Origin of the sequence: Halomonas sp. KM007, from assembly GCF_050709225.1 — a bacterium.
GTDB lineage: Bacteria > Pseudomonadota > Gammaproteobacteria > Pseudomonadales > Halomonadaceae > Vreelandella > Vreelandella hamiltonii.
In genome coordinates this window covers 259,179-284,937 of sequence record NZ_CP136131.1, presented here as the reverse complement: position 1 = coordinate 284,937, position 25,759 = coordinate 259,179, and the positions used below count along the sequence as shown (strand labels likewise).

24 protein-coding genes, 1 tRNA gene and 1 other RNA gene are annotated in these 25,759 nt (G+C 59.0%); 7 read left to right on the top strand and 19 right to left on the bottom strand.

Annotated elements, in window-relative coordinates; translation table 11 throughout:
• Positions 1 to 182 precede the first annotated feature (182 nt).
• Positions 183 to 407 (top strand): hypothetical protein, encoded by a 225-nt coding sequence (locus RVM27_RS01400; RefSeq protein WP_039178304.1) that lies wholly within the window; start codon positions 183 to 185, stop codon positions 405 to 407.
• An 85-nt stretch (positions 408 to 492) separates the two neighbouring features.
• Here the strand turns inward: RVM27_RS01400 and RVM27_RS01395 are convergent, their stop codons facing one another.
• The 11 genes from RVM27_RS01395 to betI all read right to left on the bottom strand — a co-directional run bounded on the left by RVM27_RS01395 (position 493) and on the right by betI (position 15,289).
• Positions 493 to 2,139 (bottom strand): glycerol-3-phosphate dehydrogenase/oxidase, encoded by a 1,647-nt coding sequence (locus RVM27_RS01395; RefSeq protein WP_498957205.1) that lies wholly within the window; start codon positions 2,137 to 2,139, stop codon positions 493 to 495.
• 91 nt (positions 2,140 to 2,230) lie between these two features.
• A complete protein-coding gene (locus RVM27_RS01390; RefSeq protein WP_096923089.1) occupies positions 2,231 to 3,970 on the bottom strand; it encodes an ABC transporter substrate-binding protein in 1,740 nt (579 codons plus the stop codon).
• Between the two features lie 85 nt (positions 3,971 to 4,055).
• Positions 4,056 to 4,328, bottom strand: a complete 273-nt coding sequence (locus RVM27_RS01385; protein WP_039178296.1) for a DUF2160 domain-containing protein — start codon at positions 4,326 to 4,328, stop codon at positions 4,056 to 4,058.
• Between the two features lie 13 nt (positions 4,329 to 4,341).
• Positions 4,342 to 5,235, bottom strand: coding sequence for a carbohydrate ABC transporter permease (locus tag RVM27_RS01380; RefSeq protein WP_039178294.1), 894 nt, complete (start codon positions 5,233 to 5,235; stop codon positions 4,342 to 4,344).
• A 1-nt stretch (position 5,236) separates the two neighbouring features.
• Entirely contained in the window at positions 5,237 to 6,124 is an 888-nt protein-coding gene (locus tag RVM27_RS01375) for a carbohydrate ABC transporter permease (RefSeq protein ID WP_498957204.1), read from the bottom strand.
• Positions 6,114 to 7,217, bottom strand: coding sequence for an ABC transporter ATP-binding protein (locus RVM27_RS01370; protein ID WP_498957203.1), 1,104 nt, complete (start codon positions 7,215 to 7,217; stop codon positions 6,114 to 6,116). The genes RVM27_RS01375 and RVM27_RS01370 overlap by 11 nt, the downstream gene beginning before the upstream one ends.
• Positions 7,210 to 8,310, bottom strand: a complete 1,101-nt coding sequence (locus RVM27_RS01365; protein WP_498941322.1) for an ABC transporter ATP-binding protein — start codon at positions 8,308 to 8,310, stop codon at positions 7,210 to 7,212. The genes RVM27_RS01370 and RVM27_RS01365 overlap by 8 nt, the downstream gene beginning before the upstream one ends.
• Positions 8,311 to 8,758: 448 nt before the next feature.
• Positions 8,759 to 11,245: an acyl-CoA dehydrogenase gene (locus tag RVM27_RS01360; RefSeq protein WP_498957202.1), complete on the bottom strand. Its 2,487-nt coding sequence runs from the start codon at positions 11,243 to 11,245 to the stop codon at positions 8,759 to 8,761.
• A gap of 196 nt (positions 11,246 to 11,441) precedes the next feature.
• Positions 11,442 to 13,145 (bottom strand): choline dehydrogenase, encoded by a 1,704-nt coding sequence (gene betA / locus RVM27_RS01355; protein WP_081191881.1) that lies wholly within the window; start codon positions 13,143 to 13,145, stop codon positions 11,442 to 11,444.
• Between the two features lie 55 nt (positions 13,146 to 13,200).
• Entirely contained in the window at positions 13,201 to 14,670 is a 1,470-nt protein-coding gene (gene betB, locus RVM27_RS01350) for a betaine-aldehyde dehydrogenase (RefSeq protein WP_498957201.1), read from the bottom strand.
• 10 nt (positions 14,671 to 14,680) lie between these two features.
• Entirely contained in the window at positions 14,681 to 15,289 is a 609-nt protein-coding gene (betI, locus tag RVM27_RS01345; RefSeq protein ID WP_498941328.1) for a transcriptional regulator BetI, read from the bottom strand.
• A gap of 211 nt (positions 15,290 to 15,500) precedes the next feature.
• Here betI and RVM27_RS01340 point away from each other — a divergent pair, with 211 nt between their 5' ends.
• The 3 genes from RVM27_RS01340 to ffs all read left to right on the top strand — a co-directional run bounded on the left by RVM27_RS01340 (position 15,501) and on the right by ffs (position 16,743).
• Positions 15,501 to 16,433, top strand: a complete 933-nt coding sequence (locus RVM27_RS01340) for a choline ABC transporter substrate-binding protein (RefSeq protein ID WP_287804376.1) — start codon at positions 15,501 to 15,503, stop codon at positions 16,431 to 16,433.
• Between the two features lie 91 nt (positions 16,434 to 16,524).
• Positions 16,525 to 16,601 (top strand) — tRNA-Met (locus RVM27_RS01335).
• Positions 16,602 to 16,646: 45 nt separating this feature from the next.
• Positions 16,647 to 16,743: signal recognition particle sRNA small type (gene ffs, locus RVM27_RS01330), an RNA gene on the top strand.
• 281 nt (positions 16,744 to 17,024) lie between these two features.
• Here ffs and mntR read toward each other — a convergent pair.
• Positions 17,025 to 17,501 (bottom strand): manganese-binding transcriptional regulator MntR, encoded by a 477-nt coding sequence (gene mntR / locus RVM27_RS01325; protein ID WP_287804378.1) that lies wholly within the window; start codon positions 17,499 to 17,501, stop codon positions 17,025 to 17,027.
• Positions 17,502 to 17,653: 152 nt separating this feature from the next.
• Here mntR and RVM27_RS01320 point away from each other — a divergent pair, with 152 nt between their 5' ends.
• From RVM27_RS01320 to RVM27_RS01310, 3 genes are read left to right on the top strand one after another with little or no spacing between them, the layout of a single operon-like run.
• The gene (locus tag RVM27_RS01320; protein ID WP_498957200.1) at positions 17,654 to 18,574 is read left to right on the top strand and encodes a metal ABC transporter substrate-binding protein; all 921 of its coding nucleotides are present in this window, start codon (positions 17,654 to 17,656) and stop codon (positions 18,572 to 18,574) included.
• A 6-nt stretch (positions 18,575 to 18,580) separates the two neighbouring features.
• Entirely contained in the window at positions 18,581 to 19,405 is an 825-nt protein-coding gene (locus RVM27_RS01315) for a metal ABC transporter ATP-binding protein (RefSeq protein ID WP_498957199.1), read from the top strand.
• Positions 19,406 to 19,419: 14 nt separating this feature from the next.
• Complete coding sequence (locus RVM27_RS01310; protein ID WP_498957198.1) at positions 19,420 to 20,349, top strand: metal ABC transporter permease; 930 nt, start codon at positions 19,420 to 19,422, stop codon at positions 20,347 to 20,349.
• Here the strand turns inward: RVM27_RS01310 and RVM27_RS01305 are convergent.
• From RVM27_RS01305 to RVM27_RS01275, 7 genes are all read right to left on the bottom strand, one after another.
• Positions 20,346 to 20,753, bottom strand: coding sequence for a CBS domain-containing protein (locus tag RVM27_RS01305; RefSeq protein ID WP_498957197.1), 408 nt, complete (start codon positions 20,751 to 20,753; stop codon positions 20,346 to 20,348). The two genes, RVM27_RS01310 and RVM27_RS01305, sit on opposite strands and share 4 nt — an antisense overlap.
• A 2-nt stretch (positions 20,754 to 20,755) precedes the next feature.
• Positions 20,756 to 21,115, bottom strand: coding sequence for a P-II family nitrogen regulator (locus RVM27_RS01300; protein ID WP_016913694.1), 360 nt, complete (start codon positions 21,113 to 21,115; stop codon positions 20,756 to 20,758).
• Positions 21,105 to 21,893, bottom strand: a complete 789-nt coding sequence (gene umpB / locus RVM27_RS01295; protein WP_081193337.1) for a Na,Li,K/H(+) antiporter subunit UmpB — start codon at positions 21,891 to 21,893, stop codon at positions 21,105 to 21,107. Before umpB ends, RVM27_RS01300 begins: the two co-directional genes overlap by 11 nt.
• On the bottom strand, positions 21,890 to 22,657 hold the full coding sequence (locus RVM27_RS01290; RefSeq protein ID WP_218314918.1) for a DUF1538 family protein: 768 nt from the start codon (positions 22,655 to 22,657) through the stop codon (positions 21,890 to 21,892). Before RVM27_RS01290 ends, umpB begins: the two co-directional genes overlap by 4 nt.
• 103 nt (positions 22,658 to 22,760) lie before the next feature.
• Positions 22,761 to 22,889, bottom strand: a complete 129-nt coding sequence (locus RVM27_RS01285; protein ID WP_498957196.1) for a hypothetical protein — start codon at positions 22,887 to 22,889, stop codon at positions 22,761 to 22,763.
• Positions 22,886 to 24,094 carry an MFS transporter gene (locus tag RVM27_RS01280; RefSeq protein ID WP_218314919.1) on the bottom strand — a complete coding sequence of 403 codons (1,209 nt, stop codon included), beginning with the start codon at positions 24,092 to 24,094 and terminating at the stop codon, positions 22,886 to 22,888. Before RVM27_RS01280 ends, RVM27_RS01285 begins: the two co-directional genes overlap by 4 nt.
• 63 nt (positions 24,095 to 24,157) lie before the next feature.
• On the bottom strand, positions 24,158 to 25,549 hold the full coding sequence (locus RVM27_RS01275; protein WP_498957195.1) for a GntP family permease: 1,392 nt from the start codon (positions 25,547 to 25,549) through the stop codon (positions 24,158 to 24,160).
• Between the last annotated feature and the right edge of the window lie 210 nt (positions 25,550 to 25,759).

Sequence of the window (25,759 nt, the reverse complement as noted above, 5' to 3'; positions counted from 1 at the left end):
CAAAGCGCCAAAGGCGAAGGTCTTGTAACGCTTGTGACCGTTTCGCAGTTACCGAACTGGGCACTTACCCGGCCCAGCATGAGTAGCAATGTCATCATTCTTCATTAATAAGATGGCTGCTTGATTACCACACTTCGTGAACAGTAACAGGCAGCGGCTGAGCATACCATGAGGGACTTACCATGAACTGCATCGAATTGAGCCAACAAGCTGACCGTATCGCTAGCGCTTTCAGTAAACAGGATCTGGCCAAACTGGTCCTGGCGCTAAAAGGCAATCGCGAGTCGCTGCAACACGCGGTCGAGGTTATCGACACCATCGACAGCCGACTGGGGTGTACCCTGGAAGAGGCCTGGGATGAAGTGCTGGCCGGCGACTCTCAACTGGCGGTGGTACACGACGAGTAGGTCGTCACTCGCTTGCTGAACTGATTGGCCCCCTGCCAGTGATGGCAGGGGGCTTTTTATTGGGCGTGCACCGCAAGCGGGGTTTTTACGCCAGGCTGGCGGGTTCGCTGGGGGGGCGAGAAGTATCGCGGTTTTCCGCAAAGTAGGTGGCCAGGCGTGCCTCGGCCTCTTCACCGAACAGCACGCGGCAGGCTTCTTGCAACCCGCTGGAGTGGCGTAGCTGCTCGTGATGAACCACCATCGACACCTTGGCACGCCGACGCAGAAAATCTTCCAGCTGGGTGATCATTTCATGGTCTCGGGCATGCTCGATTTCACAGCGGATGTACTCGGTGCCTTCGATGAGAATATCGGCCTCCGAAGGGTCCTGGCGGATTTTTTCCAGCATCGGGATGGCCTGTTCGGCATAGCGTCGCCACAGCCGAGAGGAGAGCGGCTCGGAGGAGGTGGCGGCCGTCATGGCGTCCAGATTCATGCGCTTGGCCTGGTCCATGAACTGCTGCTTGACCGGCTCGGGTGGCTCACCGTACCAGTGAAAGCTGGGGTCGGGCAGGGTAACGCCCAGTTTCATGACTTCATCGGAAATTTCATCGCCCACGTTCAGGCAGTCGGTCAGCTTGCCGCCAAAGATGCTGATATGCGCGCTTTCCGGGTTGGTATCGATGACGTGCTTGCGTGACAGCTGCAGAAAGTCTCGGTCGCTGCCTTGTTCGGCCTTGATGGCCAGCGGCCGCACGCCGCAGCGGGTGGAGATGATGTCATCCTGGGTCAGCGGTTTGTCCAGTGTCAGCCTTTTGTTGATGTTTTCCAGCACGAAGGCGATGTCGTCTGCCGTGACATCGACCTCAGGGTTTTCCATGTGCGTATCGGTGGTGCCGATACAGGTACGATTGCCCATGGGGATCACGAAGAACAGACGGCCATCATCGGCAAAGAAGGCCAGAACGCGCTTGGTCGCCGTGAGCTGGGGCACGATGAGGTGAATGCCCTTGGAGTACAAGTGCTGATGGGTGGTCTTCTGGCCCGTCAGGGCATTGTGCTGGTCGACCCACGGCCCGGCGGCGTTGATCAACACTTTGGAACGAATATTGAAGGTCGTGCCGTCCATGACGTTGCGGGCGCGGGTGACCCAGTGTTCGCCATCGCGTTCGGCGCCCAGCGACTCGACGTAATTGGCGGCGACGGCACCGTAGTTCAACGCATGGCGCACGAAGTTGAAGACGAAGCGGGCATCGTTGTCGTGCAGGTAGGCATCGGAATATTCGAACCCGCCCACGGCCTCCTTGATATCGATGATGGGCTCTTCCTGCTTGAGTTTCTTGGGAGACAGCAGGCGGGGCAGGCGTGTAAAGCCATTGCCCATCAGCCAGTACAGCCAGGTACCCGCCCACAGATAGCGGGGCGAGTGCCGAAAACCTTGGGTGATGGTGGTCAAAAAGCGAATTTCTTCCACCGTCGAAGGATAGCTCTTGATCAGGTGGTTACGGCTCTTGCAGAGCTTGCGCACCAGGGCAAAGTCCTTGCTTTCCATATATTTGATTCCCCCCCAAACCAGGTTGGAGGAGTGCATGCTGGTACTGCCAGCGAAGTCACCACGGTCAATCAGGGCCACTTTGGCGCCTTTGCCTGCCAGCGCCGCAGCGCTGGCTGCACCATTGATGCCACCACCAATGATCAGTGCGTCAAAGTCATCGGTGTGCAATTTCTCTACATTACGGTTACGCAGTTTCATGGCGGATCCACTTATCAAGAAAAAGCCCCAGGTTGGCACGCGGTCGTCATTGACTCCGAAACGATGGGCGGGCTTGCGCCCGCCCAAGGGCTCAGCGAGTGCCTGCGGCCATCCAGGCTTCCATCATTTCGTCGTAGGGCACGGTGGTACCCTGCGGCATTTCATCGTCGAGTTTTGGTTTGGGCGCGCCGTCCTGATCCAGCCAGTATTGGGGGTCACGCTCTTCGTTGAGTACCGGGGCATAGCTGTCGAATACATTGGCCCGAGCCAGGCGATTCATGGTGTTGTCCATGTCGGCCGCCAGCTTGTCCAGACCTTCCTGGGGCGTGACTTCACCGCTCATGACCGGTGCCAGGTTTTGCCACCACAGCGGTGCCATGCGCGGATAGTCAGGCACGTTGGTGCCGGTCGGCGTCCAGTTGGACTCGTTGGGACTGCGGTAGAACTCCACCAGGCCGCCGAGTTTGGGGGCCATTTCGGTCATCTGGTCCGAGAAGATGTCGGATTCACGAATGGGTGTGAGGCCGTGCATCAGTTTTTCCAGCGAGGTGGTCTTGGCCACGGTGAACTGGGCGAACAGCCAGGCCGCCGTACGACGGTCTTCGGGCGTGGAGTCGAAGAAGGTCCAGGCACCTACGTCCTGATAACCCACTTTCATGCCTTCTTCCCAATACGGGCCCGTGGGCGAGGGTGCCATGCGCCACAGCGGGTTGCCTTCGTCATCGGTCACGGCCACGGAGGGGTCGGTCATGTCGGCAGTGAAGGCGGTATACCAGAAGATTTGCTGGGCAATGTGACCCTGCGCAGGCACCGGCCCGGCTTCACCGAACGTCATGCCCTGGGCTTCGGCGGGGGCAAAGTCACGCAGCCAATCCACGGCTTTCTGCATGGCAAATACCGACGCCGGTGAGTTGGTGGCACCACCGCGGCTGACGCTGGCGCCCACCGGCTGGCTCTCCTCGTTCACGCGGATGCCCCAGTCGTCGACGGGATTGCCAAACGGCACCCCTGGGCTGCCCATGCCGGCCATCGAGAGCCAGGAGTCGTGGAAGCGCCAGCCCAACGACGGGTCGCGGCGACCATAATCCATGTGGCCATACACTTTGGTGCCATCGATCTCGCCCACGTGGACGGTAAAGAACTCGGCGATATCCTCGTAGGCCGTCCAGTTGGTGGGAACGCCCAGGTCGTAACCGTAGATTTCACGGAACTGTTCCTGCAGGTCTTCACGCTGGAACCAGTCATAGCGGAACCAGTAAAGGTTGGCGAACTGTTGGGTCGGCAGTTGGTAGACGCTGCCATCAGGCCCGGTGCCGTACTGCAGGCCGATGAAGTCGTCCAGGTCCAGCGTAGGCAGGGTGTAGTCTGCCCATTCGTTGGCCATGGCCTCGGTCAGGTTGATGGTGGTGCCGTAACGGATATGCGTGCCGATGGAATCGGTATCGTTGACGAAACCGTCATAGATGCTGTTGCCGGACTGCATCTGGTTCTGCATGGTGTCCACCACATCACCTTCGCCGATGATGTTGTGGGTGATGTTGATACCGGTCAGCTCGCTGAACGCCGGGGCCAGCACTTCGCTTTCGTAGACGTGGGTCGTCAGACCCTCGGCGACGGTCTGAATATTCATGCCTCGGAACGGCTCGGCAGCCTTGGCGAACCACAGCAGCTCCTCTATCTGCTCCTCGCGGCTCAGGGTAGAGTTCTGGAAGTGCTCATCGACCAGCCGTTCGGCAATGGCGCGTGCTTCCTGGTCGTCGGCCATGAGGGCCCCCGAGGCCAGCAGCAGGCTGGCAGCGAGGGTAGTGAGTTTGAAGTTGTTATTACGCATGTTGACCTCGTTTTGTTGTGCTCTTCCCTGATAACGTGAGCATCCTTGGTACCGCGGTAGTACGCCGAGACCGCCCAGTAGGCGCTCAGCCCCAGCGCATCAACACCAGCAGCCAAACCGCTGATAGTGCCAGTGCAATCCAGATCGAGAGCGTGGTGAAGCCAATCACGCCCAGGTGAATGAACGCTGCCGACAGCAGGCCGATGAACAGCCGGTCGCCCCGCGTGGTGCTGATGGGGAGAAAGCCCTTGCGTTCGATGGTGGGCGAGAGAATCTCCCACAGAGTCATCCCCGCCAGCATGGCAGCGATCGATGAAAAGAAAATGGCAGTAGGGGTGGTCCATACCATCCAGGACATGGCCGTTGCTCCTTCAGGTGCGACCCAGGGCAAAGCCCTTGGCGATATGTTTACGGACGAAATAGACCACCAGGATGCCCGGCACGATGGTCAGCACGCCGGCCGCGGCCAGGGTGCCCCAATCGATGCCCGATGCGGTGGACGTACGAGTCATGATCATGCCGATTGGCTGAGCATCCGTGGCGGTCAGGGTGCGGGCCAGCAGCAGCTCTACCCAGGAGAACATGAACAGGAAAAACAGCGTCACGCCGATGCCCGAACGAATCATCGGCAGGAAAATGGTCACGAAGAAGCGCGGAAAACTGTAGCCATCGATGTAGGCCGTTTCGTCGATCTCCTTGGGGACGCTGCTCATGAAGCCTTCCAGAATCCAGATGGCCAGCGGGATGTTGAACAGACAGTGGGCCAGCGCGACGGCAATGTGGGTGTCGAACAGGCCTACCGAGTAGTAGAGCTGAAAGTAGGGCAGCAAAAACACCGCGGGTGGTGCCATCAGATTGGTGAGCAGCCAGAAGAACAGGTGCTTGTCACCGATGAAACGATAGCGGCTGAACGCGTAGGCGGCCGGTAGTGCCACGCAGATGGTGATCAGCATGTTCAGCGACACATAGGCCATCGAATTGACGTAGCCCATGTACCAGCTGGGATTGTTGAAAATCCGCAGGTAGTTATCGAACGTCAGATTCTGTGGCCACAGGGTCATCGAGCCGAGGATTTCGCTGTTGGTCTGCAGCGACATGTTGATCAGCCAGTAGATGGGCAGGATCATCAGGAACAGATACAGGCCCAGCAGCAGGCGCGAGCGCCAGCGGCTGCGAGCGTTGCGACGACGGCGCTGTGCCGGGGTGGTGCGGCTGAAGATGGTATTGAATTTCTCGCCCTGCTGGGCATTGTCCAGACGGTACATGTCATGCCCCCCCTTGGGTGTTCTTGTCTTTTTGCATGTGCATGATGGTGGTGTAGAACACCCAGCTCACCAGCAGGATCACCAGGAAGTAGATGATCGAAAAGGCCGCCGAGGGTCCAAGGTCCTGCTGGCCAATGGCCATGGTGGCCAGCGACTGGCTCAGGAAGGTGGTCGAGCTGCCTGGGCCACCGCCGGTCAGCACGAAGGGTTCGGCATAGATCATGAACGAATGCATGAAGCGCAGCAGCACCGCGATGACCAGCACGTTGGTCAATTTGGGCAGCTGGATATAACGGAAGATGGCCCATTTGGAAGCGCGGTCGATACGGGCCGCCTGATAGTAGGCTTCCGGGATCGAGCGCAGGCCGCTGTAGCAGAGCATGGCCACCAGCGGTGTCCAGTGCCACACATCCATCAGAATGATGGTGGCCCAGGCATCACTGGCGTTGCGGGTAATGTTGTAGTTCAAGCCCAGCTCACGCAGGCCCCAGCCCATCAGGCCGATGTCGCCCCGGGTGAAGATCTGCCAGATGCTGCCCACCACGTTCCATGGGATCAGCAGCGGTAGCGTGATCAGTATCAGTACCGCCGACGCCTGCCAGCCGCGCTTGGGCATGATCAGCGCAATCCCGATGCCCAAGGGCACCTGAATGGCCAGGATGGTCAGCGAGAACAGAATCTGGCGCACGAAAGCTGCCCGCAGCGTCGAGTCGTTGAGGATGCTTTCAAACCATTCGGTGCCGGTAAAGAAGCGCGCATTGGGGCCCAGCACGTCCTGCACAGAATAGTTGACCACGGTCATCAGCGGGATGATGGCGGAAAACGCCACCAGCACCAGCATCGGCAACACCAGCAGCCAGGCACGGTTGTTATAGACTTTATTGTTCATGGCCGATCTCCACCCGGTATTCGTCTACGTACAGGCCCATATGTGCTTGAGGTAATAGCGCGTGCGCCTTGTCACCTGTCACGGCATGACCTTCGGGCAGCCGTGCCTTGAAGTGCTCGCCGTTGAGGGTAAAACTCAGCAGGGAGTAGGTGCCCAGGTCCTGAATGTTCAGCACGTCGATGGGCAGCGAGTTCTCGACCGGAGTGTTGCTGACACTGATGAACTCCGGCCGAATGCCCAATTTGACATTGCTGGAAGGGGCGGCTGCAATCTGCGCGCGAAGCGCGGGGCTCACCGGCATGACCTGCTCGCCAAACAGCACCTGATCGTTGTGGTGAGTCACCGACATGAAGTTCATGCCGGGGCTGCCGATGAAGTAGCCCACGAACGTATGGGCGGGCGTTTCGAACAGCTCCCGGGGCGTACCGAATTGGACCACCTGGCCGTCGTACATCACGGCGATCTTGTCGGCGAAGGTGGACGCCTCCAGCTGATCGTGGGTGACGTAGATCATGGTGATGTTGAAGCGCTCGTGGATTTCCTTGAGCTTGCGGCGCAGTTTCCACTTCAGCTGCGGGTCGATGACCGTGAGCGGTTCATCGAACAGAATCGCAGAGACGTCATCGCGTACCAGCCCGCGGCCCATGGAAACTTTCTGCTTTTCGTCGGCGGTGAGGTTTTTGGCCTTGCGGGACAGCAGCGGCGTCAGATCGAGAATATCGGCGACTTCTCGCACCTTGGGGGCTACCCGATATTCGGGGGTGTTCATGTTGCGTAGTGGAAAGGCCAGGTTGTCGTACACCGTCATGGTGTCGTAGATCACCGGGAACTGAAACACCTGGGCAATGTTGCGCTCTTCAGGAGGCAGCTCATTGACCCGTTGACCATCGAACAGCACGGCACCTTCGGAAGGTTCCAGCAGCCCGGAAATGATGTTCAGCAGGGTGGACTTGCCGCAGCCGGAAGGGCCAAGCAGGGCGTAGGCGCCCCCCTGGTGCCACACGTGATCCATCTGGCGTATGGCGTAATCCTCAGGGCCGGAAGGTTGTTTCGTATAGCTATGGGCGAGCCCCTGTAGCGTGATTTCAGCCATGGGTCACACCTCCCTGGGCCGATGCGGGAACGTGCACCGTATTGCCTTGCTTGTCGAAGGCATACAGCTGGTGGGTCGGGAAAAAGACCTGGATGGCGTCGTTGACATTGAACTCGTGAATGCCCGCCAGGTGCAGCACCAGAGGGAAGCGCTCGTGGTGAACGTGCAGGAAGGTTTCCGAACCGCTGATTTCGGCCACGTCCACACGAACGTCCAGCGCCAGATCGTTGGCCGAGCGCCGCTCCAGGGTAATGTGCGACGCGCGCACGCCGAAGTCGTAGTCGCCGGCGGGCAGCCGTTGCAGGTCTGGGTCGCAGGGAAAGTGCAGGGATTGATCGAAGGTGATATCGGCGCTGGTCAGCTTCCCGGGCACGATGTTGATGGGTGGCTCCGAGAACATCTCGGCAGTGTGACGGCCATTGGGCTGCCGATAGACCCGTTCGGTGGGGCCATACTGCAACAGGCGCCCTTCGTGCAGCACGGCGGTGTTGCCGCCCAGGGCCAGCGCTTCGTTGGGCTCGGTGGTGGCGTACACGGCAATGCAGTTGCGCGCCTTGAACAGCTCGCGCAGTTCGTCGCGCAGCTCTTCACGCAGCTTGTAGTCGAGGTTGACGAGTGGCTCGTCGAACAGGATCAGGTCGGCATCCTTGACCAGCGCACGGCCCATGGCGGTGCGCTGCTGCTGTCCCCCGGAAAGCTCCTGGGGGTAGCGCTCCAGCAAATGCTCGATATGTAACATTTCCGCAATGCTTTCGACCCGCCGTTTGATCTCCTGGGAGGGTGTCTTGGCCAGCTTCAGCGGTGAGGCGATGTTGTCGCGCACCGTCAGGCTGGGGTAGTTGATGAACTGTTGGTACACCATGGAAACGTTGCGCTTGCGTACCGAAACGCCGGTGACATCCTTGCCATCCATGTAAATGCGCCCGCGGGTGGGTTGTTCCAGGCCGGCCATCAAGCGCATCAGCGTGGTCTTGCCTGCCAGGGTCCTGCCCAGCAGCACGTTGAAAGAGCCCGGTTCCAGTGCCAGATCGATCCCCGTGATATGAGGGTCACCGCCGACGACGTGGTCGATGTTTTGCAGATGTAAGGACATGCCGATCTCGTTAGCGTCGTTGTTATGAATATTGCTATGGATATTGCTATGGATATTGCTATGCGTGTTGTTATAGCTGTTGTCATGAACAGATAGTGCGAAAACGTGTGTGTCTATCGCGCGGGCAGATCGGTCGAGCAGCTTGTTCTCTGTTTTTCTACTGTTCTAGGCCACCGACCAAGGCGATATTTTCATTAACGAAAGGCTAGTTGATCATTTTCGAACGTGCAACGCTTTTTTGGGTGCTCATATATTCGCTTTTAGGCGTAGAGAGCCCATCACAATACATGAGCTGTGGGTGTGGGAAGGGAGAGGAGGGGGAACAGAAGTTGGGGTAGTGCCGAAGGACAGCAAAATGGCGCTGTACGTTTCGTTTTTGAACTCTGGAAGGCAATAAACGAAAAAACCGGCCTGTGTCAGGCCGGTTTCATTCACGTTCAAGCGTCGTTTACTTGATGCTGGTTTCTGCTTGCGGCGTGGCCTTGGCAGGCGCCGCGTTGTGGTCGATCAGCGTCGCCTTGTCGTTGGCAAAGGCATCATAGGCGAAGTCATCCACGGTGAGCATTTCGAGCACTTCGGCCTCGAAGGTGCGCATGAACGTGGCGTCGTCCTCGTTGATCAGCCCTTTCTCCAGCGCGGCTTCCACGCGTGCTTCCGGGTGGAGCGCCGTTTGCGGCAGCTCGCCCTTGGCATAGGCCTTGTTCACCGTGCGGTAGATGTCCTCGGCGCGCTCGTACTCTTGCAGCAGGGCATTGTAGCGGGCCAGCGGATTGCGCTCGGCGCCGTCATCCTTGTCCCAGGTGTTGCTCAGCAGCTTGCTGCGCAGGGCACTCTGGGTGGAGACGCGATGAGCGATGTCGCGGGCCAGGTCGTCATGGGGCTTGTTCCAGCGGCGGCCCGTCGGCATGACGACCACTTTCAGCACCTTGCCCAGGGCGCGGTTGGGCAGGTTGTCGAAGATCTCGACAAACGCCTGTTCAGCGCGGTTGAGCAGGAACTGTAGGCTGTAGTGCAGCAACGCTTCTTCGCCTTCTACCTTGTTGCCGGTGTGCCACTGCTTGAGCACCATGGACGCCAGATAGAGGTTGGAGAGAATGTCGCCCAGTCGTGCCGAGAGCATTTCGCGCTTCTTCAGCGTGGAGCCCAGGCTGGCCATGGCAGCGTCGGCGCAGAGGCCAAAGCCGGCCGACAGGCGCGCGATGTCCTGCGCATAGCCAACGGCCGGACCGCTGAACGGCACGCTGGGCTTGCCGAGGCCGAAGCCCAGCGTGAAGGCGCGGGCCGCGTTGCCGAAAATCAGGCCCGCATGACCAAAGAACGCGTTGTCGAATGCTTTCGCGTCGTTGGCATCCTTGGCGGCCAGCTCCTCCAGCACGTAGGGGTGGCAGCGGATGGCGCCCTGACCAAAGATCATCAGGTTGCGGGTCATGATGTTGGCCCCTTCCACGGTGATCGCGACGGGGTTGGCGCTATAGCCGATGCCCAGGTAGTTGCGTGGGCCGAGGGTCACGGCCTTGCCGCCGTGAACGTCCATGGCATCGCTGAGCAGCACGCGCTGGAACTCGGTCAGCTGGCTTTTCAGAATGGCCGAGGGGACGGCGGGCTTTTCGCCGTGGTCGATCAGGTTGGCGGTCTGGTATACCGTGGCGGCAGAGATGTAGGCCAGCGAGGCCATGCGAGCCAGCGGCTCCTGTACGCCTTCCATTTCGGCAACCGGCACGTTGAACTGACGACGTACCCGTGTAAAGCCGCCGCTCCAGCCAAGCGCATAGCGGGCGGTACCAGTGGCGCCCGAAGGCAGCGTGATGCAGCGGCCAATCGACAGGCACTCCACCAGCATCCGCCAACCCTGACCGATCATGTCCGGGCCGCCGATGATGGTGTCCAGCGGTACGAACACGTCTTTACCCTTGATCGGGCCATTCATGAAGGGGCTGCCGATGGGGTGGTGGCGGCGGCCAATCTCCATGCCCTGCGTGTCACGCGGGATCAAGGCCAGCGTAATGCCACGGTCTTCTTCGTCGCCCAGCAGCTTTTCCGGGTCGAACAGGCGGAATGCCAGGCCCACCACAGTGGCAATCGGCGCCAGGGTGATCCAGCGTTTCTCGAAATTGAGGCGCACCCCGACCACTTCCTGGCCATCGATGACCTGCTTGCAGACCACGCCGGTATCCGGCAGCGAGGTGGCGTCGGAGCCCGCGCGGGGGCCGGTCAGGCCAAAGCAGGGGATTTCACGGCCATCGGCCAGGCGCGGCAGGTAGTGATCCTTCTGTGCCTGGGTGCCGTACTTGAGCAGCAGCTCACCGGGGCCCAAGGAGTTGGGGACACCGACGGTCACCATCAGCGTTTCGTTGGCGGAAAGCTTCTGCAGTACCATGGATTGCGCCTTGGCAGAGAAGCCCAGACCACCATACTCCTTCGGGATGATCATGCCGAAGAAGCCTTCCTTCTTCAGGTAATCCCACAGTTCCTGGGGCAGGTCGGCACGCTCCTTGGCGATGTCCCAGGCGTTGCACATGCCAGCCGCCTTGGCGCACTGCACATCCAGAAAGGCCTGCTCTTCTTCGCTCAGCCCGTCATCCTTGAAATCCAGCAGCGACTGCCACTGGGGCTTGCCGGAAAACAGCTCTCCATCCCAGGAGACGCTGCCCGCTTCCAGCGCGGTGCGCTCGGTGGCAGACACCTTGGGGGCCACTTTCTTGAAGGTGGCAAAGATGCGTGGGGTCAACCAGAGGCGACGCAGGGCGGGCAAGCCGGCCACGGCCACGGCCAAAGCGCCGATCAGCAGCAGGGTGCCCGTTACGGGGGCGCCCAGCACGATGCCGACCAGGCCCAGTACGCCCAGCAGGGCCAGGGCAGGAGGTGCGCCTGCCTCGCGGCGCATCACCACCAGCAGGCCAGCCACGGCCAGCACGATGAGTAGTAGGGTGAGCATGGGGTTCTCCATAGATGGATGGTCTTGAAGGTATTTAAACGTATGTTTGAATATTCGCAGAATCGCTTGGCACTGTGCAAGCGTTTCGGCCTTATACGTTCGCTCTATACCCTTCACTGTAGCTCAGTTGCGGCATAAAAAAACGCCATGGCGAATACCATGGCGCGGGTTGCTGGATCAGCGTGTACAGGTTGGCTCAGGCCTGCGGGGCGGGCGTTCCTTTATCGACCGCTCCTTTGGCAGGTGCCCCATTGGCAATGTAGTAATCGACCTGGGCGCGGGGCAGGGGCTCGCGACCGCGAATGCGATCAGCGATCTTTTCGGCCAGCATGAGGGTGGGTGCATTCAGGTTACCGGTAGGAATCACCGGGAACAGTGAAGCATCCACTACTCGTAGCCCTTCCAGGCCGTGCACGCGGCCCTGGGCATCGGTGACGGCCATGGCGTCTTCGCCCATCCGGCAGCTACCGCAGGGGTGGTAGGCGGTTTCGGCGTGCTGCTTGACGAAGCTGTCCAGCTCGGCATCGCTTTGTACCTCGGGGCCGGGGGCAATTTCACGCCCACGGTAGGCGTCGAAGGCGGGCTGGGCGATGATGTCGCGGGTCAGGCGTATGGCATCACGGAACTCCTGCCAGTCCTTCTCCTTGGCCATGTAGTTGAACAGGATGCTGGGCGCGGCGTGGGGGTCTTTGGAAGTCAGCCGGATGCGGCCACGGCTCTCGGAGCGCATGGAACCGACGTGGGCCTGGAAGCCGTGGGCCTCTACCGCGCTTTTGCCGTTGTAGCTGATGGCGATGGGCAGGAAATGGTATTGCAGGTTGGGCCACTCCTCCCCGTCGTTGGAGCGGATGAACCCGCAGGATTCGAACTGGTTGCTGGCCCCAATGCCGGTTCCCTTGAACAGCCACTCGGCACCAATCTTCGGCTGGTTGTACCATTTCAGCGCCGGGTAGAGGGAGATGGGCTCCTTGCACTCGTACTGAATGTACATCTCCAGATGATCCTGGAGGTTTTCGCCGACGCCGGGCAGTTCATGTACCACGGGGATGCCCAGCTCTTTCAGCCACTCCGGGTTGCCCACCCCTGAACGCTGCAGAATCTGCGGCGAGGCAATGGCACCGCCACACAGCAGCACTTCACGACGTGCTCGGGCCTGCGTTGGTTGGCCCTTCCGTTCGTAGCGGACGCCCACGGCACGCTTGCCCTCGAACTCGATCACGTCCGTGACGGCATGGGTTTCGATGGTCAGGTTGCTACGCTGTTTGGCGGTATCCAGGTAGCCACGGGCCGTGGACGCGCGCCGCCCCTTGGGCGTGACGAAGCGGTCCATGGGGCCAAACCCTTCCTGCTGATAGCCGTTGACGTCTTCGGTTTCCGGGTAGCCCGCTTGCTTGGCCGCTTCGATGAAGGTTCGGTACAGCGGGTTGTTATCCGCCTTGGGCGTGGTGATGCTTACCGGGCCACCGCTGCCATGATACTCATTGGCACCGATGTCACGGTTTTCGCACTTCTTGAAGTAGGGCAGGCAGCTCAGGTAATCCCACTCTTCGAGCCCGGGCTGCTTGGCCCAGTGGTCGTAATCGAGGGCATTGCCGCGAATGTAGCACATGCCGTTGATCAAGGAAGACCCGCCCAGCCCCTTGCCTCGGCCGCACTCCATGCGGCGGTTGTCCATATGCGGTTCTGGGTCGGTTTCGAACGCCCAGTTGTAGCGTTTACCCTGTAGTGGAAACGCCAGTGCGGCGGGCATCTGGGTGCGAAAATCGAAGCGGTAGTCCGGGCCGCCTGCTTCCAGCAGCAGCACGCTGACATCGCTGTCTTCGGTCAGGCGCGTGGCCAGCACGTTGCCTGCTGAGCCAGCGCCAATGACGATATAATCAAATTCACGTACTTGCGACATTCGTTTACCTTGGCAAAGACGACATGAAGAGCATCAAACGGTGGCGGTGGGCGCCTTAAAACACCGATTCAAACGGGCCCATCTCGATCTGTACGGACTTGGTCTGGGTGTAGTGATTGAGCGTCTCGACGCCGTTCTCGCGACCAATGCCCGACTCCTTGTAACCGCCTACCGGCATCTCCGACGGCGACTCACCCCAGGTGTTGATCCAGCAGATGCCGGCTTCCAGCTGGTGAATCACTCGGTGGGCGCGGTTGAGGCTCTCGGTGAACACCCCGGCGGCCAGCCCGTACAGGGTGTCGTTGGCGCGGCGAACCACCTCGTCTTCATCATCGAAGGCAAGCACTGACATGACCGGGCCGAAAATCTCCTCTTTCACGATCCGCATGTCGTCGGTGCAGTCGGTGAACACCGTGGGGGCCGCCCATGCGCCGTTGGCCCATGGGCCGCTATTCCACTGTTCGCCACCGGCCAGTACGCGGGCTCCTTGCTCTTTGCCCAGGGCGATGTAGGAGAGCACTTTTTCCTGATGCTCGAAGCTGACCAGCGGGCCAAAGTTGACGCTTGGGTCCATGGGGTCACCGGCCTTGATGCGCGCCACGCGCTCGACCAGCTTGGCTTCGAAGGCTTCCTTGACGCTGCGCTCGACGAAGACACGGGTACCGTTGGTGCAGATTTGGCCACTCGAATAGAAGTTGGCCATCATGGCGGCATCGGCGGCGCGGTCCAGGTCGGCATCGGCAAACACGATCAGCGGCGATTTGCCGCCCAGCTCCATGGTCACGTCCTTGAGCGTGGAACCACCGGCGGCGGCCATGACTTTCTTGCCGGTGCCCACTTCGCCAGTGAAGGATACCTTGGCAATGCCGGGGTGCTCGGTGAGCATGGCACCGACTTTTCCGTCGCCTTGAACGACGTTGAAGACGCCGTCTGGCAGGCCTGCCTCGGTGAAGATTTCGGCGAGTTTCATCACCGTCAGCGGCGTGACCTCGCTGGGCTTGAAGACCACGGCGTTACCCGCCGCCAGCGCAGGCGCGGCTTTCCAGCAGGCAATCTGAATGGGGTAGTTCCAGGCGCCGATGGCACCGATCACACCCAGCGGTTCCCGGCGGGTATAAACGAACGAGCTTTCGCGCAGCGGTATCTGGCTGCCCTCGATGGCGGGGGCCAGGCCTGCGTAATACTCCAGCGCATCGGCGCCGGTGACGATATCGACGCTGGCAGTTTCGCTGATGGGCTTGCCGGTGTTGCGGGTTTCCAGCTCGGCGAGCTCGTCGTTGCGTTCGCGTAGCAGTGCCACTGCGCGCAGCAGAATGCGTGAGCGTTCCATACCGGTCATGGCCGCCCAGACCCGCTGGCCTTGCTGTGCGGTGCGCACGGCCTCGTCGAGATCGCCCTGGCTTGCCTGGCCAACGGTGGCGAGCAGCGAGCCATCGTAGGGGTTGGTGACGGTGAAGGTGTCACCTGACGTCGCCGCGACCGTGCGGCCATTGATATATAGAGGAAGTACGTCCTGATGGGCCATGGGGTTCTCCTTAATATGATGCGTCAGCGGTGGTGTGCTTCAGGCAGCCGTGGTGGGCCAGCAGTTGATCCAGATAGGCGTGAGCCAGTTGCCGTGCTTCCAGCGCATCGAGCCCTTCCGGCGCCAGGGCGCCGCGTAGCCAAAGACCATCGATCATGGCAGCCAGCCCGCGCGCGGCGTTGCGCGCATCGCGATGCGGCATGACGCGCCGGAACTGGTGGCACAGGTTGGCATATAGCCGACGGTCGTTGACGTGCTGTAGACGCTGCAGCACGGGCTTGTGCATGCTGCTGGCCCAGAAGGCTAACCACGTTTTGGCGGCGGGTCCGGTGACCTGGGTGCGATCAAAGTTGCCTTCAATAATGGCGCCAATGTGCGCACGCGGTGAATCGTCTTCTAACGCATGGCGCCGCGCGGCGACGGCATCGCTTAAGTCCGTCAAAATTTGTCGCATCGTGGCTTCGAGCAGGCCATCTTTACCGCCAAAGTAGTGGCTGATAATGCCTGCGGAAACCCCCGCGTGACGGGCGATGCGCATCACCGTCGCTTCGGCAAGGCCAACCTCATCAATGGCCGCCATGGTGGCCTTGATTAACTGCTGGCGGCGTATTGGTTCCATTCCCACCTTAGGCACAGCTATCTCCTAATGACGTTGAATGCCCATTGACTCCTAACCTTGAAAAGCAGGAGTAGGCATGGTTACCTGAGTATGATGGCATTTTTTTATTGAACGTTCAATCAATAAAAGTGTGCCTGATCGCTTCTCACCTCTGCATCAGTACGGTTTGCAGAGCGTGTGTCAATAAAACAGATCATGAGAGAAGAGCTTTATGAAACAAGTAACAACGCGTCGTTTGGGTACTTTATTTGTCACCGCTTTTTTACCCGTCGCGGCTTTTGCTAATGAATGCAGTAGCGTTCGTTTTGCTGAGGTGGGTTGGACTGATATTACGGCGACCACAGCGCTGGCCAGCGAAGTACTCGAAGCGCTTGGCTACGAGTTGCGTGTAGATACCGTCTCGGTTCCCATCGCTTACGCAGGTATGCGTAATAACGATTTTGATGTGTTTTTGGGTAACTGGATGCCGTCGATGGCCTCTATCAGTGACCCCTATATTGAGCGTGGAGAAGTGGAGCGCTTAGTCGCCAACCTTGAAGACGCTAAATATACCTTGGCGGTGCCTCAGTATGTGTATGACGCTGGCGTGACTTCTGTTAACGATTTAGCCGAGCACGCAGAGCAGTTTGAGCAACGCATTCACGGCATTGAAGCAGGTAATGACGGTAACGAACTCATCCAGCAGATGATTGATGATGACGCCTATGGGCTAGGTGACTGGCAAGTAATCGACTCCAGCGAGGCGGGCATGCTGGCCGAGTTGAGCGCTCGGGTTCCCAATGAAAAGTGGATGGTTTTCCTGGGTTGGGAGCCGCACCCCATGAACACCAATTTCGAGATGGCGTACCTGTCTGATGCAGACGACTACTTTGGCCCGAATCTCGGAGGCGCGACGGTCTATACTAATACTCGCACTGGTTTCGTCGAGTCCTGCCCAAACGTCGGTGAGTTGCTGAGCAACATGACGTTCACGCTGGAGATGGAAAACCAGCTGATGAGCGCCATCATGGACGAGGGGGTCGAGCCTCGCGAAGCGGCGCGTGACTACCTGAGTGCACATCCCGATGTATTGGAGGCGTGGTTGGAAGGCGTGACGACGCGTGATGGCGGCGATGCACTACCTGCCGTACAATCGGCGTTGTAAGCGCGTGCGTTGAGCGCATGAAAAGGCAGGCCATTTCGGCTTGCCTTTTGCCGCTAATATAGGCATACTCTGCACCCGCTGATGTCGGAAAGGCTACGTAGCTCAGTTGGTTAGAGCACATCACTCATAATGATGGGGTCCCCTGTTCAAATCAGGGCGTAGCCACCAATCAGCAATCAGTATGCATTCAAACGCATACGATCATGGTGGCCCCTTAGGTCCTCCCGCAACGCTAAACTGCGAACCCCGCCAGGCCCGGAAGGGAGCAACGGTAGTGGTGGCTGCGTGTGCCGGGATGTGGCTTTTGGGGCCGCCTCCATTTCTAGCCTTTCCTGCGCGACGTCACATAGTCTAATTAATTTCTATCGATGAGTCGGCCGTAAGGTTGGCTGCAATCATATCGTTGCACCTCAATGATTTATGAGATCTTCAATGCCCCTGACCGTGGGCATCCACTTTTCTGTTGACCGATGTCGAGGTCGGGGAAAAGTAACTGGTGTTTTCTATTTAAGTTAAGTTGTAGCAGCCCTAGGGTTAATGGTGAGTTGAAAATGTGGGAACTTCGGGTGCCCCGCTAGGGAGAGAGGGCGACTACTTAATCTGCTGTTCGGTGAAGCGCTGCATGATGGTGAGCGTCTTATCGCTGACGTGATGCTCCATCCCTTCGGCATCAATTCTTGCCGTGCTGTCATCTACGCCGAGCGCCCGTAAAAAGTGCAATACAATGTCGTGGCGGGCGCGGGACGTTTCCGCCATTTTCTGACCCTCTTCGGTCAAAAAAAGCGAGCGATAGGGCTTGCTGGTCACTAATCCTAGTTCATTCAAGCGACGAATCATTTTCGATACGGTTGCTTGGCTTACTGCCATACGATTGGCGATATCGGCGGCGCGTGCCTCGCCACGATGCCGAATTAAATCGCCAATTAGCTCGACATAATCTTCGATTAACTCGGTTTCATGAGCGTTGCGCACGGTTTCATACTGCTGAGCGTGCTGTTCCACTGGCGGTAGGGCGTCACCGCTTTTCTCACATGAGGCAGGAGCGCGCCGCGGGTCGTGATCACTCATTGGCAATATTTATCAAGGTTAGTGGCATCGTTGATTGGTGATGGTAGCGCATTTTGGCGGATAATTGTTAGCCAAGGCTAAACTATTTGCACTTGGCTTTTTCTTTGAGCTACAGTGATATCATATGTGAGTTTACACGGGAGCAGTTGGCGATGGCGAAATCTTACGGATGGATGTTGATGGGGGCTTCCCTGGCCTTCGGTGCGAGCACGTCTTCGGCGTATGCCAACGAGCTGTTGCAACCGCCTATCAACGTGGCCGTCACTTTTTCGGTGCTGGGCGATCTGGTGCAGCGGGTAGCGGGTGACGATGCCGAAGTGACCGTGCTGACGCCCATCAACGCTGAAGTGCATGAGTGGGAGCTGACGCCGGATAATTTTGCGGCCCTCGAAAATGCCGATATGGTCTTCTACAACGGTTACCAGCTGGAGCAGTGGATGCGCCAGGTGGAAGCCACGGTATCGCAGGGCGTACCCGTGCTAGCGGTGGCCGAGGCATCCGGCTATCCCACTCAATCGATTGCGATTGGTGAAATGGAAGGAGACATTGACCCGCATCTGTGGATGGACCCGCGGGCCGCCAGCGCCTACGTGCAGGCCATTGCCAACGCCCTGGAAGAGCGCTTGCCGCAGCAGGCCGAAGAGATTCACCAGCGTGCCAGCGCGCTGGAAGACGAGCTGCATGCGTTGTATGTCGAGCTGCAGGAGACCCTGGAGGCGATTCCCGAGGAACGGCGCGTGCTGCTGTCCAGCGAGGCGGCGTTCCTCTACTTTGCCGATGCATTTCACTTCAAGCACGATGGCATCTGGGGCACCAATGCCGAAACCGAAGGCTCTCCACGCCAGCTGATGCGTATTATCGATTTGATCAATGAGCGTCAGCCCGCCGCACTGTTCTGGGAAAGCACCATTTCTGACCGCCATGTGACCAGCATCGCCCGTGATACGGGGCTGCCGGTGGCAGGGCCACTTTACGTGGACTCGCTCAGCGAGCCGGATGGTGTGGCGGGTGACTACTTTGCCATGCAGCGCCACAATGCCGAACTGCTGCGCCGTTATCTGGGTGTCGAGTAGGTCATCATGAACAGTGCTTCGTCACTACCTCCGGCGGCCATTGAGGTGTCGGGGGTCTATGCCGCCTATCAACGCCAGCCGGTGCTCGAAAACATTCAGCTGAGATTGCCGGCGGGGCGTTGGACGGCCATTGTGGGTCCGAATGGGGCTGGCAAGTCGACGCTGTTTCATGTGCTGACCGGCAGCATGAAGCCGCTGCGTGGCCAGGTGATGGCGTTCGGAGAGCCCATTCAGCGGCGCCGCAAAGCTGGCGGTATCGCCTATATGGCGCAACGTGAAGCGATCGAGTGGGACTTTCCCATCTCGGTGTGGGACACGGTGATGACGGCGCGCTACGGCCACATGCGCCATGACCCTCTATGGCGGCGTCTGCTGCCTGGGCGTTGGCAGGCCCCTGTTCACCGTGACGTCGTGGGCAAGGCGCTACAGGACGTGAATATGCTGGACATGGCCGAGCGTCCCATTGGGGCGCTGTCGGGCGGCCAGAAGAAACGTGTGCTGTTGGCCAGGGCGCTGGCCCAGCAGGCCAGTATTCTGTTGTTGGACGAACCGCTGGCGGGCGTCGACCCGCCCAGCGAGCAGCTGATTCTCGATGTGCTCAAGCGGGAGCGAGAAGCGGGCAGGACCATTGTCATGGTGACCCATGACATGCCGGGAGCGCGCCGCTATGTGGACCATGTGGTGCTGATCAACCGCTTCATCCGCGGGGCGGGGTCCCCGGATGAAATGCTCAGCGACCGCAGGCTGGCCGAGCTGGCGGTGAGTGCCCAGCCAGCGCCAGATTCCTTTACCTTGCAACAGACCAGTGCTCCTGCTTTGATGCCTCAATAACGGTCAATTTCATCATGTTAGATACACTGGATAGCATGGCCAGCGCGCTGATCGCTGGCCTGCTGGCGGCGCTGATGGTGCCCATCAATCTGTTACCCGACGCCATCTCCGATGCGTTTCAGTACGCCTTCATGCAGCGTGCGCTGCTGACCTCGATGCTGGTGGGCGCCATCTGCGGTCTGCTCTCCTGCTACGTGGTGCTCAAGCGCTGGTCGCTGCTGGGGGATGCGATTTCCCACGCGGTCTTGCCCGGCGTGGCGATTGCCTACCTGTTAGGGATGCCGTTTTTCATCGGGGCTTTCGTGACGGGGGCGCTGACATCGTTGGGTATCGGTGCCATCGAGCGCCATACGCGTATCAAGTCGGATGCGGCCATGGGCATCATGTTTACCGGCGCTTTTGCGCTGGGCATCGTGCTGATCAGCAAGATGGCTTCCAGCACGCACCTGATGCATATCCTGTTCGGTAACGTGCTGGGCGTACAGCAGTCGGCGCTGATGCTCACGCTGGCCGCCAGCGTCGTGGCGCTGCTGGTGATATGGCTCGCCTTCAGGCCGCTGATGCTCTATGCCTTCGACCCCACGCAGGCCCAGGCGCTGGGGTTCAATACCAGCGTCATTCATTACGGCCTGATTCTGCTGCTGACCCTGACCATCGTGGCAAGCCTGGAAACCGTAGGCATCATTCTGGTCGTTGCGATGCTGATCACCCCTGGCGCCACCGCACATCTGCTGACAGACCGCTTTAAAACGATGCTGTTGATTTCCACCGGTGTCGGTGTGGGCTCGGCGGTGCTGGGGCTATGGCTCTCTTATGCCTTCGATGTGGCCTCGGGAGGTACCATCGTCCTGGTCGCCACCAGCTGCTTCTTCCTGGCGCTGCTGTTTTCGCCCCAGCATGGCGTGCTGATGCGGCGCTGGCGGCATCGCCAACTAGGACGTTAAGAGGATGCCCACCCGGTCACGATACAAGAGTAATCCACTATGCCAAGGACCTGGTGTTGTTGATTAGTGACCGGGGCTAGCGAAAGGCCAAATTGACCAAATAGCCGAGCACAGTTACGTATGCTCATTTCGGGGCGGACGCTGATGACCGGCTTGGTCATGATTTCGTATAGGCTGACGCGTTCTGTCGAGCGACTCGCCGCCAGTACCTTTTTGGCAATGTCCGTTGCGAGCACTATTCCATGCTCATCGGTTGCGTCACGTGGTTGTATGATCAAGACGTTAACGTTGTGTTTGCGCATCACGTCGATGCCTTCTGCAACTGTCAACAGGCCATCGACCAGCCTGTATTGTGAGTGCATGATCGTTTCTGCCGTTGGCATGGCACTTAGATGCTCTAACATGCTCATTCCCTGTCTGCTGGCTGACCAAGCACCTCGGTCAGTGATTTGATTTGATGCTGTACGCCCACGGCATCTTCAACGTCTATCTGAAACGCGATGCCAGTGCCTGGTGTCTCATCGAACTGACCTACCTCCGCGATGGACTCCAGAATGAGTCGGCTAATATGCTCTTCGGTCAGGAACAGGAGCACGTCCCGCTGAGCGGTAATTTCCATGCCAAAGATGCCGCGTGCTTTTTTGAGTCCTTCGCCCCTGGCATTATTGATGACGGTCGCTCCCGTTGCGCCCGCATCACGAGCCGCCTTGAGGACATCATCGGTCAAGTCGTCTTCAACCAGTGCTACGATGAGTTTAAAGCGCATTACGTTTTCCTTCGTTGGTTAACCTTACGCTGAGTCTGCGGTCTCTCCATTGAGCGATTTGGGCATAGCCCATCACCGTGATGATGGGAAACAGGCAGGCCAGCGCAATCATCCCAAAGCCATCCATGAGTGCGCTTCGCCCTGGAATAGAGGAAGCCAGACCAAGCCCGAGGGCGGCGATAATAGGAACTGTTATCGTAGAAGTCGTCACGCCGCCGGAATCAAACGCGAGCGGAATGATGCTTTTTGGCGAGCGCAACGTTTGCAAGATCACCAACGTGTAGGCACCCAATACAAACCACTGTAGTGGCCAGCCCATGACAATACGCCAGGCCCCTAGCGTGATGCCGAAGGCCATGCCAAGTGCGACGGCGAGGCGCAATGTAAACGGTCGAATGGTGCCGCCGGATATTTCTCCAGCTTTGATAGACACTGCAATCAGCGAGGGTTCAGCGATGGTGGTGCTGGCGCCAATGGTAAAGGCAAAGATGTATACCCAGTAATAGTCGCTCCAGTGGCGCTGGGCGCCATCGGCTAGCCCGGGGAGAAAGTCAGCATTGGTCAGCTGGCCGGCCATGAGCTCTCCCATCGGAAACAGCGCTTGTTCCAGACCCACTAGAAAAAGTGATAATCCTACCCAAACCATGACAAAACCCACGATGACTTGCGGCAGGCGTTTCACACGTTTGCGGATGACAAGATATTGAAAACCAAAAATAATCGCGGCGATAGGAAAGATATCGAGTAGCGTACTCCAGAGCGTAATAAGCAAATTCATGGGTTGATCCCCTTGACCAAATCGAGTCCAAAAATGCCAAAGAGCAACACAAAAATAATCGGCATGACGGAGGCGAAGGCAATCAACCCAAAACCATCCAGCATAGGATTACGGCCCTTGATACTCGAGGCGAGACCGACTCCCAGGGCCGTTACCAGCGGCACAGTAATCGTCGATGTTGTGACGCCCCCAGAGTCGTATGCAATACCGACGAGTTCGCTGGGTGCAAAAAGGGTCAGCAGCATGACCAGCGCGTAGCCGCCAATAATCATCAAATGCAGCGGCCAGCCCTTGAAGATGCGCAATACGCCAAGCATGACGGCGGTGCCTACCGAGCAGGCAACGACCATTCTTAGCGTGAAAGCAAACGAGGCTTGTGACTCACCGGTGTTGGCAATCAGGCCCCCTGCAGCAACCACCTCGCCTGCACGAGCAGCCACTGCAATCAATGCTGGTTCAGCCACGGTGGAGCCAAACCCCAGAGCAAATGCGAACAGCAGTAGCCAGGCGATCGAGCCCTTGGCGACAAAGGCTCGAGCGAGGTTTTCTCCTAAAGGAAAAAGGCCAAGCTCCAGCCCTTTGATGAATAGTGTCAGGCCTACCACTACAAACAACAAGCCTATGATCAAGTCCAGGAAAGCCAGGCTTGCGGGTAGCGGCTGACCGATCACGACCAGCTGAAAAAAGGCCATGACGACCACGACGGGCAGCAAATCCCGGAGGCTGTCTTTAAATTGATGAAGCAGTGAAGTGACGATATTCATGAAGTCTGGGGAGGTCCGTAAACATCAGGGCAATGACTTGATATTAATCAAATGATCGTGATACAGGCCTGATATGGCGCAAGCTTTGGGTCGAAAATACCGTTCAACACAAACGACTGCCCATCAACAGCAGGCCCGCATCCAGCGACTGCCACCCCCACCAGGCAAGGGCAGTTCCCCCGGAGATGGCCAGCGCCCCCAGCAGCGCTAGCGAAAGAGTCTGTGGTGTCATGGTGTCACCTGCGTGGGAGTGGTGCGTGCCAGCGGTTTTTCGCTGATGAACCAGTGCAAGGCGGCGGCCACCACGGAGAGCACGATGGCGATTTGCCAGACGGTATCGTAGTGACCGGTCATGTCATAAAGGTAGCCGCCTAGCCAGACGCCCATGAACGACCCCAACTGGTGGAACAGAAACACGATGCCGCCCAGCATGGAGAGGTGTTTGACGCCAAACACCGACGCCACGATGCCGTTGGTCAGCGGCACGGTCGAGAGCCACAGCAAGCCCATGGCGACACCAAACGCGTAAGCACTATAAGCGCTCAGTGGCGCGACCAGAAACGCGGTGATGACCACGCCTCGGATCAGGTATAGCCAGCTGAGCAAGCGCGGCTTGGACCAGATTCCTCCCATCCAGCCTGCCGTATAGGTGCCCACGATGTTGAACAGCCCCACCAGGGCCAGAACGGTGGTACCCACTTGCACGGCAAGCCCGTTATCGAACAGGTAGCCCGGCAAGTGCACGGCAATGAACACCACCTGAAACCCGCACACGAAAAAGCCCAGGCAGAGCAGCCAGAAGCCTTTTTGCCCGGCGGCTTCGTTGAGCGCGTCGCGCAGGCTCAGGTCGCCCAGCGCATGGGGGCGTGGGCGATCCTTGAGCATGGCGCCCAGCGGAATCATCACGGCGGCAATCATGCCCATGGCCAGCAGGGCCGCCGACCAGCCCAGCCACTCGATCAGCCCCAGCGTGCCCGGCAGCATGGCGAACTGGCCAAACGAGCCCGCCGCACTGACGATCCCCATGGCCATGCTGCGCTTTTCGGCGGGTACCGCTCGGCCAACAGCGCCCAGGATCACCGAGAAGGTCGTGCCAGAGAGGCCGATCCCGATCAGCAGGCCAGCGCTCAGGGTCATGCCCAACGCGCTGGTGGAAAGACTCATGAAACACAGCCCCAGTACGTAGAGCACGCCCCCGGCCACGATGATTCTGGCCGCGCCGAAGCGGTCTGCCAGCGCGCCGGTGAAAGGCTGTGCCAGGCCCCACATCAAATTCTGAATGGCCAGCGCCAGGGCAAAGACCCCGCGCCCCCAGCCAAGCTCACTGCTCATGGGTTCGAGGAACAACCCGAAACCGTGGCGCAGCCCCATCGCCGTAGAGATGATGAGGCTGGCCAGAAGGATCAGCAGCAGGGAGGAGTGTCGTGTAAGGGCCATGACGGGTCTCGTTGTTGTTCGCTGGTTAACACGTTAACCAACTATCGCATGGCTTACGCGGCTTTAGAAGCTTCCAAACAGCGTGCCCAGCGTAATCACGCTGATCAACGCAAAAATCGGCAGCACGATAGTGACCATGGCCACATTGGCATAGGACTGGCGGTGCGTCAGCCCGCAAATGGCCAGCAGCGTGATCACTGCCCCCGAGTGGGGAAGCGTGTCCATGCCACCCGCGGCCAGGGTCGCGACACGGTGCATCAGTTCGGGATTGATGCCCGCCTGCTGTGCCATGGCCAGGTATTCATCACCGAGGGTTTGCAAGGCAATCGACAAGCCGCCCGATGAGGAGCCGGTAATGCCTGCCAGCACGCTCATGGCCAAGGCTTCGGAAATCAGCGGGTTGCCGGAAACGTTGAGCACGGCATCACGGATGATCATGAAGCCTGCCAGGCTGGCAATCACTGCCCCATAGCCCACTTCGGAGGCGGTATTGAAAATCGGCAGCAGCGAGCCAAAGCAGCCCTGGTTGATGGTGTTTTTCAGATCCTTCCAATGGTTCCAGCGGGTAATGATCAGCCATGCCGAGGCGCTCAGCAGCGAGATCAGGATCGCCCACAGGCCAGTCTGGCGGCTGGGGGTGATGTTCTCGAAGGCGTCGCTGATATAGCTCAGATCCATGGCGGGGAAAACGCCATAGGTAAACAGCGCGTTCAGGCCGATGACCATGAGCAGGGGAATCAAGGCTACTGCCAAGGGGAGCGTGGGGGCGGGCGTGTCGCCCTGCTGGGGGTCGACTTCACGCTCGGTGTGCGTGCCGTAGCCTTCGCCGTTGGCGGCTGCCTTGCGAACCCTGGACTGCAGATAGTAGGTGCCCAAGCCTAGCATGATAAGCCCGGCAATGATGCCCAATCCGGGAGCCGCAAAGCTGTTGGTGCCAAAGTAAGGAATGGGAATGGCATTCTGAATGGCTGGGGTGCCCGGCAGAGCCGTCATGGTGAAGGTAAAGGAACCCAGCGCGATGGACGCAGGTATGAGCCGCTTGGGCACATTGGCCTGACGGAAGAGCTCACGGCTGATGGGATAGATAGCAAAGGCTACTACGAACAGTGACACGCCACCGTAGGTCAATACGGCACAGGCCATGACCACGGTCAGCACCACATGATGCGTGCCCAGCCGCTTGACGATACCGTTGGAAATGGACTGCGCGGCACCGGAGTCGGCCATCAGTTGGCCAAACAGGGCGCCTAGAAGGAACAGCGGAAAGAACTGAATGACGTAGTTACCCAGGGCCCGCATGAAAGTGTCGGTGTAAATGGGCAGCAGCAGGCCGCCATCACCGGAAAGCAGTACTGCCAGCGACGCCATGAGCGGTGCCAACAGCAGCACTGATATGCCTCTGTAAGCCAGGAACATCAGCAGTATCAGGGAAATGAGAATGGCGAAAATGCCCATGCAGGCTCCTAAGACATTGTTAAATTAGCAGTGTCGGTCATCGATGAAGGTCGCGATACTAGGAGGATTGTTGCATAGCAACAAGAGTGCTGTGACTAAAGTCTTAGCCGCTGTGTCAGCGTACTCGGGGATCAGATAAGCCTGATGAAGGGCGCGCTATCTGCTAAAATCCGCCGCCTGGTTTTAAAGGCATGGTTTAAAAACCTGGTT